Source organism: Desulfuromonas sp. TF (assembly GCF_000472285.1).
GTDB lineage: Bacteria > Desulfobacterota > Desulfuromonadia > Desulfuromonadales > ATBO01 > ATBO01.
In genome coordinates, this window is sequence record NZ_KI421423.1 from 28,041 (window position 1) to 43,700 (window position 15,660).

A 15,660-nucleotide genomic window follows, 5' to 3' on the forward strand; every position below is an offset into this window, starting at 1 on the left:
TCCATAGACAAATGAACGCTAGGAGCATACAGGAGGAGAGTCATGGGTCAGGAAGAGGTTCAGAAAAAAAAGACCAAGGAGAAGGAGCCGGACATTACTTTTTTTCATCCCGATCTGCTGGAAGTGCCCCAAGACGGGAGCTTGCCCTACCTGAAGGGGCAAAAATGCAAAAAATGTGGCCAGATCGATTTCAAAACAACCATGTGTATCAACTGCTGGAGCGAGGAGTTCGAAACGATCCCCCTCTCCCGCAGGGGAAAGGTCTACAGCTTTTCCGACATCTATATCGGACAACCGGGGCTGGCAACTCCCTATATTTTCGCTTATGTGGATCTTCCCGAAAATCTGCGGATCTTTGTCCAGCTCGAAGGGGATGTCAATACCTACAAATGCGACGAAGAAGTGGAGTTGACGCTGGGCCCCATCCGGATGAACAACGATAATCTCCCGATTATCAGCTATAAGTTCAAAAAAATTTCGGCATGAGGTTCTAATTTCACGGAGTAATCCGTTGTTACATAACGGCTTAAAGGAGATAGCAACATGAAGCTACAGCGTGAAGTATATATTGCAGGTGTCGGTGAAACGAGGTTCGGCAAGCATACCGACAATTTTGATGCCTTGGGGCGAGAGGCGGCTCTCCAGGCCATGCGGGCCTCGAGCATCGACCGCCCTGACATGATCCAGAGCGCCTATGTGGGGAACGGCTTCAACGACATGGTAACCGGCCAGACGGTATTCCGGGGCCTTGGCATGTGCGGTCCCAAACTGCCTATCATCAACGTGCAGAGTGCCTGTTCTGCCGGTGCTATGGCTGTCTACTGCGCCATCAAGGATGTCGCCACGGGGCTAACCGATCTTTCCATCGGGGTCGGGTGCGAAAACCACACCCTGCACCGGCAGGCCGGCACCGCCTTCAGTGCCGCCCGTTCCGACATCGAGACCATGCACGGGGCGGTCATGACCGGCAAATACGCCATGCGAGCAACACGTTACATGCATGAAACAGGCGCCACCATTGAAGACCTGGCCATGATCACGGTCAAAAACCGCAGGCATGCCACCCACAACCCCCATGCCTGGTTCAAGGGGGAGATCTCTGTCGAGGAGGTGGTCAACTCGCGAATGGTAGCCTATCCCATGACGCTCCAGCAGTGCTGCGGCATCGCCGACGGCGGCGCTGCCGTCGTGGTCGGCTCCAAAGAGATGATGAAGAAGCTCGGCATCGACAAACCGGTAAAAGTTGCCGGTGCCGTTGTCGAGTCCGGTCCCTATCATAACTTTCCGCGGGATATCACCGGCGACGACATCACCGAGACCTGTTCCGAGGCACTCTACGAAGAGTCGGGTATTGGGCCGGAAGATGTCGATATCCTTGAGCTTCATGACGCTTTCACCATCGCCGAACTGCTCTATTACGAATGCATGGGCCTCTGCAAAAAAGGAGAGGGGCTGAAGTTCCTGCGCGACGGCCAATCGACCTATGGCGGCCAATGCGTGGTCAGCCCCCGTGGCGGGATGCTCTCCTACGGCCATCCGATCGGCGCCTCGGGGGCGGCTCAAATCGCGCAGAACGTCAAGCAGTTGCGCGGAGAGTGCGGCGGGCATCAGGTCGGTCCGACACCCAAGGTCGCCATGTCTCATGTGACCGGAGGCGGACTCTCCGGCACGGAGCATGCGGCCTGCACCATGCACATGCTGGTCAAGGGCTGGTAAGCGGGTGATCGTCGTTGAGCAAAACCTACTGTTTGATGTCGAGTCAGAAATCACAGGGAGATAGTCACATGAGAAACAAGACCGCGTTGATAGCTGGAGCTGCCAACGAGATAGGGCTGGCAATATGTAGCAGGCTGGCAAAAAACGGGGCAAAGTTGCTGCTGGTTGATTCGGGTGCGACCAAACTGGCGGCCATTGCCAAGAAACTTGCGGCAGATGGGGCAGAGGTGGAAACGATTGCGGTTGACCTGGCAAATCCGGCCGCTGTCGCTGAAGCCGCTGTCAAAATTGCCAAGGCCTATAAGACGATTGACATTCTTGTCAACAATATCGATCACAAGGACGGCACCCCCATATCGCAGTCGTCATTGGAATCATGGGCCCGCTCCATCAACACCAACGTGACTCCGTTGGTTGCTCTCTGCCTCGGGATCATACCGGAAATGAGGGCCAACAATTACGGCCGTATCGTCAATGTCGGCAGTCTGGAATATCTCGGTTTTTCCAATATTTCGAATTACAGCGCATCCAAGTCGGCCATATTCGGTTTGACCCGCTCTTTTGCCCTAGAGTTGGCACAGGAGGGGATTACGGTCAATCAGGTCATTAAGGGAGACGTTCAAACGGCCGATGATGGGATGGCTGCCGATGCCGAGGAACAAGCTGCGGAGCGTTTGCCGGTGAAGCGCCTTGGAAAGCCCGATGATATTGCCTATGCGGTGGCCTATTTTGCTTCCGAGTCAACCGGATATGTTACAGGCCAGAATCTGATAGTCTGCGGTGGGAAAAGTATCTATTCGTCCATGTCGGCTTAAGTCGGAATTAGTGCATCGGATACACGATATATCTTTGGAGGTATAGGAATGGAAACCTTACAGGGCAAGACTGCATTGATAACCGGATCGGCTAGCGGGATGGGCAAAAAAACCGCGATGCGGATGGCAGAACGGGGGGCCAAGGTCGTTATCAACGATATTGTTCCCGAAAAGGTGGAGCAAACGGTCGCAGAGTTCAAGGCCAGGGGATTTGAAGTCATGGGACGGGTTGCCGACATCTGCAATGCGTCGGCTGTGAGCGAAATGGTGCAGGCGGCTGTCGACACGTTCGGCTCTCTGGACATCCTGGTCAATAACGCGGGGATGGAAAAGGCCGGTGCGCTCAGGAATCTCAGTGAAAAAGACTGGGATGTGACAGTGAATGTCAATCTGAAGGGGGCGTTTCTCTGCTCACAGGCCGTTCACGGCCACATGGTTGGGAAAGGCTGGGGGCGCATCATCAATATCGCCTCCAGAGCATGGCTGGGTGGCCCCGGTCAAGCCCCTTATGCGTCTGCCAAAGCGGGTCTAGTCGGTCTGACCAGAACCCTTGCGCTGGAACTAGGCAGAAAGGGAGTCACCGTCAACTGCATTGCCCCCGGCCTGATACACACACCGATGTGGGACGAGTTGCCTGAAAAGAACAGGACGGCGTTTCTCGAAAAACAGCCTATGGGAAAAATAGGCGAAGATGATGATATCGCCAACACCATCCTTTTCTTTGCAAACGAAGAAGCCTCATTTATCACGGGGCAGGTTTTTTATGTTTGTGGAGGAAGAAGCCTGTTTGCCGGTTGATTTTTCCCAGTCATATCTCGGATGAGAGGCGAAGTAACGCGTTTGGAAAGCAGTGGCTATGATAGGAGTCTCTTCTATGAAAAAACAAATCGGTGTAGTTCTCTCCGGTTGTGGCGTATATGACGGAAGCGAGATTCATGAATCGGTCCTCACTTTGCTGACCATCGATCAGCTTGGCGCCGAGGCGATCTGTATGGCTCCGGACGTCGAACTTGAGGAAATCGACCATTTAACCGGCCGCCTGACGGGCATCAAGCGAAATGTTTTAGTCGAATCGGCACGCATCGCCCGAGGCCGGATCAGGGACATTGCCAGCGTCAAGGTCTCCGATCTGGATGCCATAATTTTCCCTGGCGGCTTTGGTGCGGCAAAGAACCTCTCCAATTTTGCGACCAATGGAGTTGACGCAATCATTGACCCGGAAGTATCTCGTCTTTTGCGGGGGATGGCTGCTGAGAAAAAACCGATAGGAGCTATTTGCATTGCTCCTGTCCTCATTGCTGCTACTCTCGGCAGAGATTATTCACCCTGTCTTACTATAGGGACCGACACCGATGTCGCCTCGGCAATTCTCTCAACCGGGAGCAGGCATTCATCCTGCGCGGTTACGGGATCTGTTGTTGATCAAGAGAACAAGATCATCACAACACCCGCCTATATGCTGGCTGAGCGGATTTCAGAGATATCGGAAGGAATTACGAAGACGGTTAGGGCACTGCTGGAACTTACTGAGGCAAAATAGGCAAAAATGGATCTCAATACCACCCTTTCCCTTGCTTGGTTCCAGGATGTGCGTTCGCCATTCTGCGTCTCTGCCTCTCTACGGCAAGGCATACCTAATGATTTTATCAAATGGATAAAATAGAACGTCAGATTAAATCTGTCGAATATGCTCTTAATGTACTGGAAGTTCTGGGGGAAGTTGATGGTAACTTTCGTCTCGCCCGCTTGAGCGAAAAACTTAATATGAACAAATCCTTGGTTTACAGAATTCTTACGACATTCGAACGAAGGGGTTATGTTGAGAAGGTCAAATCATCTAAAGAGTATCGCTTGGGTTTAGGAGCGTATGAGGTAGGTCAAAAATTCCTTTCCCGCATGGAATTGCTGCACCTTTCCAAACCCGTCATGGAGGGGTTGGTCAGGGAATGTGATGAAACCGTTTACCTTGCGCTGCCCACTGGCCTAGAGATTCTTTTCTTAGAAAAGATCGATACCTCCAATCCCGTCAGCACCATTCCCTTGGTTGGGAAACGTTATTTTCTTTTCAAGTGCGCCGCCGGAAAGATCACTCTTTCCTTTGATGCCGTTTTAAGGCGAAGGTTCACCGAGGAGGAATCCTCTTTTTCAGTAGAAAACATGGATGATCTCCGAGAACAGGGATTCTGTCATGATTATGACATTTTAGGGGAAGGTGTGGCCAGCCTGGCCGTACCTCTTTTGAACGAGGCTAAAAAGGTAGTGGCATCCCTTTGCTTAGTAGGGCCTCAATACCGCTTCACTGACGAGAAGATACATAATGAGTTCCTTCCTGCGCTCAAAGCCGCCGGGCAGATCCTTTCCTGCAGGCTTGGTTATCTTGGATATTACTTGTCTTAGGTGATCTCTTGAACTTTTCGTAGCGTGATCCAATAGCATATCGAAATCCTATCGTAATTTTTCGAGAATTTTGGCCTCTTTCCGAATCCTTGCGAGTAGCAACCGTCGCCGCTCATCGACGTACAAGCCTCTGTCCAGCCTGAGACGTTGCATTGTGGATCTCGCCTGATTTAGGTGAGGCCTCCGCAACCTCCAAATTGCAAAGAGCTGTGAGCTGCTCTGAAAACTCACATCCCCAACTCCAAGACAGGCCCCCGTAGCATTATGTACATTAAAAATAGCCAAGACTGGCTATGGTAATGCTGCGAGCGTAAGAGTGGTTTTTCAACAGACCTCTTTGTTATACTTTTATGGAGGGTGATTATCCTGGCCCCAAAGTGACCAAACGTGATCGTTACAGCTGCGAACGTGAACTGCTCGTAAGCGAGGGGTTATGATATGCGAGCAAAACTCCTTGAAGATTACCTGAGAAAACGACGAGGAAGTGAACGCAAAGAAGATAAGGTACGAGAAAGTTATGCGCTCTTGCGTGTCATGTTCGAACAGTCCTCTTCACTGATGGGGCTGTTGAAGCCGAATGGAATTGTGCTGGATGTCAACCCGACGGCTTTGAGTTTTATTGGGTGCAAAAAATCCGACGTGATCGGCAAGCTTTTTTGGGAAACACCCTGGTGGACCCACGCAGCTGAACAGCAGGAGCGGCTCCGCGAAGCCATCGGGACTGCGGCCCGGGGAGAGTTTATCCGTTTTGAAACTAACCATCCGACGGTGGATGGCGACCTGATTTTCGTTGATTTCTCGCTTAAACCGGTAAGGGACGATCACGGGAACGTAGTCCTTTTGCTGCCGGAAGGGCGCGACATTACCGAGCGCAAAAAGGCGGAAGAGTCCCTCCGTGAAAATTATGCGCTCTTGCGCGTCATGTTCGACCAGTCATCTTTATTGATGGGGCTGTTGAAGCCGGATGGAGTTATGCTGGATGTCAACCCGATGGCTTTGAGTTTCATTGGGGGCAAAAAATCCGACGTGGTCGGTAAGCTTTTTTGGGAAACACCCTGGTGGACCCACGCAGCTGAACAGCAGGAGCGGCTCCGCGAAGCCATCAAGGATGCGGCCCGGGGAGAATTTATCCGTTTTGAAACTAACCATCCGACGGTGGATGGCAAGCTGATTTATCTCGATTTCTCGCTTAAACCGGTGAAAGACGGAAACGGAAAGGTGGTTCTTCTGCTGCCGGAAGGGCGCGACATCACCGAGCGCAAGAAGGCGGACGAGTCCCTGCGGGAAGCCGCGGTCAAATACCGGATCGTTGCGGACAATACCTATAACTGGGAGTTCTGGCTAAGCCCGCAAGGAAAGTTTCTTTACAATTCTCCCTCCTGCCAGCGTATCAGCGGACATCAGGCCGAGGAGTTCGATGCCGACCCTGCTTTGATCTGGGACATCGTCCACCCGGACGACCGACAGCTTCTGAACAACCACAGGCATGATATTGCTCATACAAAGGCGCTGGGAGAGCTCGAATTTCGCATCATTCGTGCTGACGGAGAGCTGCGCTGGATTCACCACGTCTGCCAGCCTGTTTTCGATGACAGCGAGAATTACCTCGGTGTCCGTGGAAGTTTCTCCGACATCACTTCACGCAAGCGAGCCGAAGAGAAGAACTTGCGGCTGGCGGCCATCGTGGAAACATCCGATGACGCGATCATCAGCAAGTCGGTGGATGGTATCATCACAAGTTGGAACAAAGGTGCGGAAAAAATTTTCAACTATACGGAGAGCGAGGTGCTCGGCAAGTCGATCACGATGTTGATCCCGGCCGAATATGTAGAAGAAGTACTCCAAATGCATGAAAGGATCCTGCGCGGAGAACACGTCGAACATTTTGAAACCGTGCGCCGAAGAAAGGATGGGGAGTTGATCAATATGTCGGTCACCTATTCTCCTATCAAAGATGCGCATGGCAGAGTAGTTGCCATCTCAGCCATCGGCCGCGACATCACCGAACAGAAAAGAGCCGCCCGTATTCTTCTGGATAATGCGCGGATCAACCGGGAATTGGAGATTGCCAAGGAGATTCAGCAGTCGTTTCTGCCTGTGTGCCCGTCGGAGCTCCAGGGAATGCTCATGACATGTCGCTGCGTGCCGGCGGCCCATGTGGGGGGTGACTACTATGATTTTTTCCCTCTGGACGAAAGCATCGTCGATGCCGTAATTGCCGACGTCACCGGCCATAGTGTCGGCTCGTCGCTGTTAATGACAATGGCCCGCAGCGTGCTCAAAGCCAGGGTCGGTCTCGAGCGTTCGCCTGGAGAGCTTCTTGCAGAGGTAAATAATCTACTTCACGATGACCTGACCAGGGCGGAACTTCAGATAAGCATGTTCTATGCGCGGCTGGATACCCAAAATCATTCACTTGTCTACGCCAATGCCGGGCACAACCGACCCTTGCTGTTTCGCTGCAACGAAGACATTTTCATGGAACTAGACGCCGACGGGCTGCTTATGGGAGTTAAAACGGATGTTCATTTTGAGGAAATTACCACCTCGGTGGATGCCGGCGACATTCTCGTCCTCTGTACCGACGGCATCATCGAGGCGGAGGACAGTACAGGCAAGTCGTTCGGTGTCGGACGGTTGAGCAGGTTTGTTGCCGAGTATTGTGAACGGCATCCACGAGAGATTATGGCAGCGATCTTTCAGGAATTGACCGCCTTCACCCTCGCCGATGATGTGGCGATGATCATCTTTAAAATTGTCTAGAAACCCAGAAGGCAGCGCTGGCAAGATTATGTGCCTGATCTGGACTCTCAGATAGCTTTTGTTTTGTCGTTGTCGTGTGAGAATTTTTCACGTGCCGCATTGGTGCCAGCGATTCTGCCGAATGCGAGACATTCTGCAATGTTTCCACCGCCTTGGTAAATTAGACCCCACATGGATCCTAATTCGCCGGCACTGTAAAGCCCTGGAATAGGTGCATCAAAGACATCGACAACCTGTGCCTTCTCATTGCGTCTGGGCCCACCTTGTGTGTTCAGCAGGCAGGGATAGACTTCCATGGCATAGAATGGCTGGTTTTCGATCGTTGCGGAGTGACGGTTATCTGGAGTCTCGCGGCCATAAAGAGTGTCTTTCCCCTGACGAGTGTCTTCATTCCAACGCTCAATGGTCTCAACCAAGGTCGTTTCATTAATATTCAGTCTTTGAGCTAATCTGGGCAGGGTCTCAGCCTGCTGAATCCATCCCTTTTTGATCTCTTCGCTGTTGTCCGTACTCCAGGCATATTGTATGCCGGCAGAGCCTAAGCCAGCTTTTCGGGAAATGGGACCCCTTCTCCGGGTGACCTCATCGAATATCAGGTAGAAGGGGATTCTCGGGTATTCCAGACTGTGAGTGTCGAAAAAGTCGACTGCCAGCAATCCGGCATGCCTTTCTACCGCTCTTTCGTTGATAAAGCGTTTGCCTGATTTGTCGACGAAAATCTGCCCCGCATTTCCAATATCCATCAGCAGGGCCGATTCAAACTCGGGCACTTTCATCCCGAAGGCGCATGATACGCCATTCATGTGCCATAGCTTGGCCCCAACCTTCTGCGCCATTCGCAGACCGTCACCGCGGTTCCCCGGGTGCCCCAACGAATAGACCGGATCACCTTTGATATTGTTCTTGATGGTTTGTGAATCGAACTCATAGCCTCCGGTTGCCAGGACGACCCCTTTTTGTGCCCGAATCGCGATTTCCTTCCCCTGCGCCAGTGCAATAACACCGATGACGGCGCCATCCCTATTGGTAACAAGTCTTTTAGCAGGGGTTTGCGTCAGAATCTGGATGGCTCTTTGCTCTTGTACGGCATGAGAGAGCATCTGCCACAGGTTCTGGGCAAAGGCGGTTGCTCCCTTGTTTAAGCCCTTGATAACATATCTTTTTATCGAACTGGCGCCCTTGATATCTGGATAGCTTGCGCCGCCATAGACCTGAAGCTCAAGACCCTTGTACAGGCTTTTCAGCCAATCGACCGTTTTCGCTGACTCTTCAGCAAAAATCCTTAAAAGCTCATCGTCTTTATCGGAATGTGAAAACTCATAGAGAGTTTTAAGATAGCTGAAGGCGTCAGATAAATTCTCGGGGTACATGAACCCACCAAAGGAGACCAGCGTATTACCTCCACCTTTGTCAGTGCTTTCAAGGATCAGTACGCTTGCTCCTGCGTCATGGGCTGCAATTGCGGCTGTTGCACCAGCTCCGCCATAGCCGATGACCACGACCTCAGCAGTCTTATCCCACGTGGTTGCCATGATAAATCCATTGTCTAACAGTATTATCGTAACTAACTATATGTTTTTTAGTTGCTTTTCTCTTAAGTAACTTTCTGCTTGTTCGAGATTTTTTAACCCAATTTTTTGGGTGAGGTTTAACAATAGTTCGGATGTTAAGTTCTTTTTATTTAGATAGGCGCTCATGGCGTGTTTAAAATAAAGTTCCACTGTGCGCTCACCATATGTTTCCAGTTCACTTCGTAAAAATATCCAAAGCTTGCCTCCATCGACGGCAGCATTCACATAGGGACAACAAAGTTTAGATAAAATAGGATACTTGACTTGTAGTTCGCGGTGCCAATAAACACTTATTGCTACAATATCGATTATGAGAGGATTTTGAGTAATATATGGAATACAATTGTCTATACGATCATATTTTTCAGTTATTAAATTTCGACCATTGTTTTTGGCACTTTTAATGTGACTCAGATAGTTCTCCAACATTTCATATGTCCATACTTTTAAAATGCAACTCCTTATTGTCCTAAATTTGAAAGGATCACTATGGCAAGCCCAAACATTTCGCGTCGTTAATGAAATCGACATCTCCCATTCTATATCCAGTATATAATTTATAATCGATTCTTTACCCATGAGTTTGATTATATCCATTTTTAACGTACAAATGTTTGAGATTTAACTTGGCATAAATATCATGAGAATAAAGATAAGACCTAATTCACAGGAAGAGAGAGACATGATTGGTGTTTTTTTATCTCTGATCGCAGTCCGTAGAACTGCAAAGCGACCACTGCGGCGAATACTCCCGCAGAGGTGTCTATAAGAGGTACTGGCCTACACGAAATGGCCAGTACCTCTCCTATGACTTTGTACACCATCCAAAATTAAAAAGAATGTATGTGATTTTTAATCTCAATCATTGTTTTGTCATAAGGGCTGAGACTTTTAACGACCAGCTGAACGCAGTTGCTGGACCGAGAACAATTCGGGCGTTGTTTCGGGGGCATTTGTAATGGTTTTGAACTCTGCCGTGGTGCAGTGATCGGCCTGAACATCGATCATAGAGAAATAATTATACATAGCGACACCGGTTCCCTTGTTTTGCGGCGCATCATAATCCGCATGTGTGTAGCCGATAATAAAGTTTTTCCAGAATTTCCCGGAGCGGTCATAAATAAAATTGAGAGGCATACCAAATGTTTGGGTATCAACATAGTGGATCCGTTTGCTGACCGGATGAGCTTTATCCACCGGCGAAGATTCTAATATATACATTTTCCGTAGCTGCCAAGTCACATCTGGGAAACAACCGCCTTTGCCCGTTACAGCGATCATCTTATAGCCATCAGGATCGTTTTTATAGATCTCTTGGTCCAGGGGCATCTCATTGTGGTTATAATATGGTACTAGGACATTTTTTGTTCCTTTGTAAGTCCAATTCATATCGCTGATACGGCCATTATATCCTTCGAAGTCTTCAAGAGTAATATCAGAGCCTAGAAAGGCATCTGTATATTGCCCGCTGGACATGCGGCGAACCCGACGTTGGTAACCGAGGTAGAGGTAGGAATTATCTAACTTTGTATCATCTTGATAACGCTGAATGAGAATCTGCGTGTTTTTTATATCAAAGGGTTCCTCTGCCATTATATAGGTGCTACGGAAAAGCTTGTCGGGGTTAGGGGTGTATTCGGGAAAGGGGGCGACCCTGGTGCGATTGCTGAGTTTCATAAAGTGAAAGTTAAACCTCAGGTTTCGCTCAACCTGACCGGTTTTCATGTTGCGGTACTGCCAGAACCAGGGATTGATCCACCAAGAATCCCCTTGGGAGTACGATTTTCTGAAATTCCAGATCAACTTTTCACCGGCCCTGGGATCATCGGTGGTGAGCTCGTTCACAAAGGGGAGTCCAGAATCAGCATTATAGATAACGCCAACCTTGTCGCCAAGCTTGGCTCGATTGAGGTTAGCCTTTGTCGCTTCAATAAAGTCCGGATGTACGTCAAAAGAGGTGGTCTCGCCGACCGTGATCACATAGTCGCCGTCTTTAATATAGGTCAGAATTTCCTCCGGGAGCACGTCTTTGGCAACCTGCCAGTTGCTTGCATTGATGACCATCCCTGGTGTGATCCCGGCAGCGGAGGGGACACCGCTCTTGTAAGGATAGAATGTCTTTTCCAAATCCGCCTCGGTCGCTGCCAAAGCCGTAGTTACTGCCAGGGTTAAGTACATCAGGTTCAGAATAATTTGGTTTCTCATGGCACTTTTCCTTTCTTTTGTCTAATTAGAAGGTGTAGCGAAGGGTCAGTTGGATTTCATCTTCTTGGTTGGCAACGCCCATAGGTCCGTTAGTAAAACGAGCCAATGGCTCATAATCGTTGGGCAGCGATTCTCCTGCCAAGGCATCATTTGCACTCCAGTCGAATTTTTTCTTGCCCCCGGATTTGACATTGGCGGTTAAGGTTATCTTCAGATTGTCGGTCATAAGCCATTCGATGCTTGGTGCAACTGCCATCCCGTCACTTCGAATGTCACGCGCCATCAGGAGTTGGGGGCTGATCCGGTCGCTGTACCACCAGCCCTTTAAGAGAAGGGTGGCGGTCCAATTGTCTTTGTAGTCGGGCATATCGTTCTCATGATCCAAGATGTGCTGACCAAATACCTGGGTAGAGATCAGGAAGGCGCGCTTCTTGTTAAGAAAGGGAATCATCTGGTTTTTGTCGAAACCGATTACATAACGGACAATGTCAGTTTCTTTGTGTCCGTCCTTATCGCGGGGAAGTTCTTCGCCATTTGTGTAGACGGCCTCCAGTCGCCAAACCGCATCCATCGACTGGGAGTAGTAGTCGATGGAACCACCGAATAAGTTGACCCTGGGGAAGACAATATCGAAGACCCCATCGGTTGCGGGCAGGCCGCTACCCGGGACTGCCGGATGCTCTCGAAAATGCAGAGACGGCAGTTGCTGACGGTAATGCAGAATATTGGCAGAGAAGGTCGTGTCTTTGTAGACACCTTCAAATTTCAATCCGATTTGAGTGTTTCTTAATTTCCAGCTGGGGATATCAACATCATGAATAATGGGTACTGGTCCTCCAGGATACAGGGGGCCAACTACAGGGTGAGCATCGATATTCAGGTAGGAGCTGAAGAAATTCCCGGCATCCAGGATCGCATACGGTTGGCCGGACTGGCCGAGGACGCTGGGCCGGAACTTGTCGAAATTCCATACCAGGGTGGAATTGAACTCACTGAAAATGCCGGTTTGTCCCATGCGTGATTCAGCCTGCAATATCCACTGTGGGATGCGGATATCCTCCAACTCGTCATAAATGTTATGGCGCGAATAATCGACCGGATTGATGACATCGAGCACTCTGAACAGGTCGGTTTTTCCCCAGACAACCTGTTGTTTGCCAAGGCGAACGGCAAATTTATCGCCGCCAGACAGGTCGTAGGCCGTGTCAAGATAGAGTTCTCTTATGAAGTCAAATTCATCATTGAACTCCGGGAACTTGGCCTCGTCCTCATCCAGGTCCATGTAATCATCAAGATTCCTACACAGAGTTGGATCGTTTTCGCAGGGGAATGGCACGGGAGCAGAGAGAAAGGGTTTCCCGCCCAAAATCGGGTGGCCGGTTGTTGCATCGCCTCGGGGGTGCCAGTTTTGCCCAAGATAGTCTTCCCTTGCAGACGCTCCGAATTCATCATCGTTCAGATCATAAACGCCATCATAAGTGGCACGCAATACACCATTGATGGAAAACTGGGAAAAGAAGTTGCTGTCGATCTCCTTCATAAACTCCAGCTGTGCGGTATTGCGAAATTTTGATAATCCCCGTCCGTCTCTGACATGTGTGGCGTTTTCAAGAAAGCCATCAACCTCGACTTTTTTCGCTCCTACCGGTGTCGTAAGCAGCAGCATGCCGCCAATGCAGGCGATCATACCTAGGAGCACCTTTGTCGCTTTCATTGTCCTTGTTCTGCCGGGCATGTCGTACCTCCTTGTGCTATTTTATGTGACGATAATGCTGCAGAGGGGGAGAAAGAGTGGATTACTCCATCCTCGTCCTCGTAGGCAGCGCAGATAAACTTCGGTCTAAACACCAACACCCACGCAGGGACCAGAATCATTGCAGCAATTGCGTTGAGAATGACCATAACAATAAGCAACAAGGCCGCGTCGGCCTGGAAGCGCAGATCAGACAGGATCACCCACATGACAATCCCAGAAATCAGGGTAAGGACCGTGAAGCTGATTGCCTGGCCTGTGGTGGTAATGGCTCGCTTTACGCTCGAACTAATGGATTTCAAAGTCACCATTTCAGTCCGAATCCGATCCATCATGTAAATTGAATAATCAATTCCGACACCAATACCCACGGCTATTATCGGTACGGTATTAATATTGATCCCCATCCCTGTCATTCCCATATACCCATAGGTTAGGGAGGTGGCGAAGAGCATCGCCATAAACATCATCAGTCCGGCTGCGAGGGAGGAGTAGAAGATGGTGACGAAGGTGAAAATCAGCAAAAACGCCAAGGGAAGCACTTTGAGGTTGGTTTCGTATGCCGCTTCGTTCATGGCCGCTGTTACTCCAATGGTGCCTCCCGCCAAGCGTATTGTCAGCCCTTCGACCTTGCCCTCGTTTTCGGCTATCCACTGCTTAGCGGTATGAATCGCACGCCGGATCGTCTCGCCCCGGTGATCCTTGTAATAGAAAACGAGATTGGCCATTCGTTCGTTGGGATCGACAAACTCATTCAGGGCACCTGGGATGGGGTTGGACATCATATAGGTGAACATCAAACCGCCAACGTACGACGAATCCTTGGGGATCTGATCCCACCGTGGATCATTGTTGTGCAACAGTCGGTTGACCTGCTTTACAAGCCCCTGAATGCCTTTGACGCCGCCTACCTCGGGGTCCAGCAGCATGTGCTTTTGCAGGTCTCCCAGGGCATGTAATACCTCGGGTCGCTTGATACCTCCCTTGCTGTCGGTCTCAGCGACCAGGTACAGTTCCTCGGACCCCGGGAATCGATCATTAATCTCCGTGGAAGAGATGTTGTAGTCATGATCCTGATACAGGATTGGAGAACCCGGTTCAGATTCGCCAATAACGACCCTCGATGAGGCAAACCACCCTCCGCACAGCAAGACACCTGCGCCAATCAATGCCACTACTGCCGCTTTTTTAGAGCTGATGATGCTGGCGCAAAAGGTACCAATCCCACGAAAGAAGGTCTGCTTGATCAAGGTATCTTTCGGTTTGGGTAATATTGACAACAGCAAGGGTACCGACAACAGAACGGTGACGATGAGGGACAGTGCCCAAAGGGAGGCGTAGTGGGCCAGCTTGGTATTAAGGGGGATGGAACCTATGGCGATCAACAGCAGACCAATGGCATCTGAAACAACACCTAGGGTTCCAGGGCGGAACAGGTTCTCAAATGTCTTCCGGGAAGCTTTGTGGGGGTCCGGGTCTATGGCGAGTTCTTGGTAGTAGCGTTCTACCAGTTGGATACCGTGAGACATGGCCCGCGCACTGATCAGGAAGGGGATGACCAGGCCAAGCGGGTCCAGGTTGTAGCCGAAGAGGGAAATGATGCCGAGTCCCCAGATGCAGGAAACAATCACCCCCGCCAGCGGAACCAGCACCCCGTAAACATTCCGAAAATAGAATATTAACAGGAGAACCATGATCAGCGCGGTAAACAAAAAGATCTGAATGACCTGGTCCAGGTATTGATATGCCCAGCCCACCAATATCGGCTGGCCGGTTGCAAAAATGCGGATTCCTGGGGCCGTTTCCTTTGTACGTAGCTCCTGAACCTGCTTAAATGTCTCAGCGTAATCGAGCTTCCCTTCATTCAATTGGCCCTTGATCAAGGCCATGTGCAGATCTGGCGATATCAGGGGGCCATAAACACGGGGGTCGGCCGATACCTCCTGTCGAATGGTTGCAAGTCTTTCTGCCGACAGGTCTGTTTGGGCAGGGTCGTAGTAGGGTTCGGAGTTGACGTTGCCGTCATTGGTCAACCAGACCTTGCGGGTGTTGCGATGGGTGAGACTGGTCACAAGGTTGTGATTTATTCCTGGCAGCCTATCCACCGCTTGGGTAATACGGTGAATCCTGGCCAAGGTTTCGTTGCTGAAAATATCGCCATCCTCAACCTCAACGCCTACAATTATCACGTTGGCACCGCCAAAGGACTCTTTGATTTCGTTGTGCAACTGGATGTAGCTGTGAGTTTGCGGCAGTAGGTCGGCAAAATCCGAATAGATCTTCACAGCCGGGATCTGCGCAGCGAAGAAGACCGTCACAAGCAGGATCAGCCCGAGGACGATTTTGGGATGATAGAATACCTGCTTGTCTAATTGGTTTAGCAGATGAGTAATTTTATGAGCTTTTCCGGATGTTTTGTCTGGCATTGCTAGGGCTCCTG

At 50.3% G+C, this 15,660-nt stretch carries 12 protein-coding genes; 7 read left to right on the forward strand and 5 right to left on the reverse strand.

Features of this window, described 5'->3' with window-relative positions; all coding sequences use genetic code 11:
• Positions 1-42 precede the first annotated feature (42 nt).
• From DTF_RS0115990 to DTF_RS23965, 7 genes are all read left to right on the forward strand, one after another.
• Entirely contained in the window at positions 43-486 is a 444-nt protein-coding gene (locus DTF_RS0115990) for a Zn-ribbon domain-containing OB-fold protein (protein ID WP_027716138.1), read from the forward strand.
• A 57-nt stretch (positions 487-543) separates the two neighbouring features.
• Entirely contained in the window at positions 544-1,716 is a 1,173-nt protein-coding gene (locus DTF_RS0115995) for a thiolase family protein (protein ID WP_027716139.1), read from the forward strand.
• A gap of 68 nt (positions 1,717-1,784) precedes the next feature.
• Positions 1,785-2,531, forward strand: coding sequence for an SDR family NAD(P)-dependent oxidoreductase (locus tag DTF_RS0116000; protein ID WP_027716140.1), 747 nt, complete (start codon positions 1,785-1,787; stop codon positions 2,529-2,531).
• A 48-nt stretch (positions 2,532-2,579) separates the two neighbouring features.
• Complete coding sequence (locus tag DTF_RS0116005; protein ID WP_027716141.1) at positions 2,580-3,329, forward strand: SDR family NAD(P)-dependent oxidoreductase; 750 nt, start codon at positions 2,580-2,582, stop codon at positions 3,327-3,329.
• 76 nt (positions 3,330-3,405) lie between these two features.
• Positions 3,406-4,071: an isoprenoid biosynthesis glyoxalase ElbB gene (gene elbB / locus DTF_RS0116010; protein WP_027716142.1), complete on the forward strand. Its 666-nt coding sequence runs from the start codon at positions 3,406-3,408 to the stop codon at positions 4,069-4,071.
• 110 nt (positions 4,072-4,181) lie between these two features.
• Positions 4,182-4,928, forward strand: a complete 747-nt coding sequence (locus DTF_RS0116015; RefSeq protein WP_027716143.1) for an IclR family transcriptional regulator — start codon at positions 4,182-4,184, stop codon at positions 4,926-4,928.
• A 438-nt stretch (positions 4,929-5,366) separates the two neighbouring features.
• Positions 5,367-7,691 (forward strand): PAS domain S-box protein, encoded by a 2,325-nt coding sequence (locus DTF_RS23965; RefSeq protein WP_081703026.1) that lies wholly within the window; start codon positions 5,367-5,369, stop codon positions 7,689-7,691.
• A gap of 47 nt (positions 7,692-7,738) precedes the next feature.
• On the opposite strand, the gene DTF_RS23970 is transcribed toward DTF_RS23965, so the two are convergent.
• The 5 genes from DTF_RS23970 to DTF_RS23980 all read right to left on the reverse strand — a co-directional run bounded on the left by DTF_RS23970 (position 7,739) and on the right by DTF_RS23980 (position 15,646).
• Complete coding sequence (locus tag DTF_RS23970) at positions 7,739-9,223, reverse strand: FAD-dependent oxidoreductase (RefSeq protein WP_035057687.1); 1,485 nt, start codon at positions 9,221-9,223, stop codon at positions 7,739-7,741.
• A gap of 36 nt (positions 9,224-9,259) precedes the next feature.
• Positions 9,260-9,859: a DUF4125 family protein gene (locus tag DTF_RS23975; protein WP_081703027.1), complete on the reverse strand. Its 600-nt coding sequence runs from the start codon at positions 9,857-9,859 to the stop codon at positions 9,260-9,262.
• A 294-nt stretch (positions 9,860-10,153) separates the two neighbouring features.
• Entirely contained in the window at positions 10,154-11,467 is a 1,314-nt protein-coding gene (locus DTF_RS0116035) for a DUF1329 domain-containing protein (protein WP_027716144.1), read from the reverse strand.
• Between the two features lie 25 nt (positions 11,468-11,492).
• Complete coding sequence (locus tag DTF_RS0116040; RefSeq protein WP_226989383.1) at positions 11,493-13,202, reverse strand: DUF1302 family protein; 1,710 nt, start codon at positions 13,200-13,202, stop codon at positions 11,493-11,495.
• Positions 13,178-15,646, reverse strand: coding sequence for an RND family transporter (locus DTF_RS23980; protein WP_081703028.1), 2,469 nt, complete (start codon positions 15,644-15,646; stop codon positions 13,178-13,180). Before DTF_RS23980 ends, DTF_RS0116040 begins: the two co-directional genes overlap by 25 nt.
• Positions 15,647-15,660 lie beyond the last annotated feature (14 nt).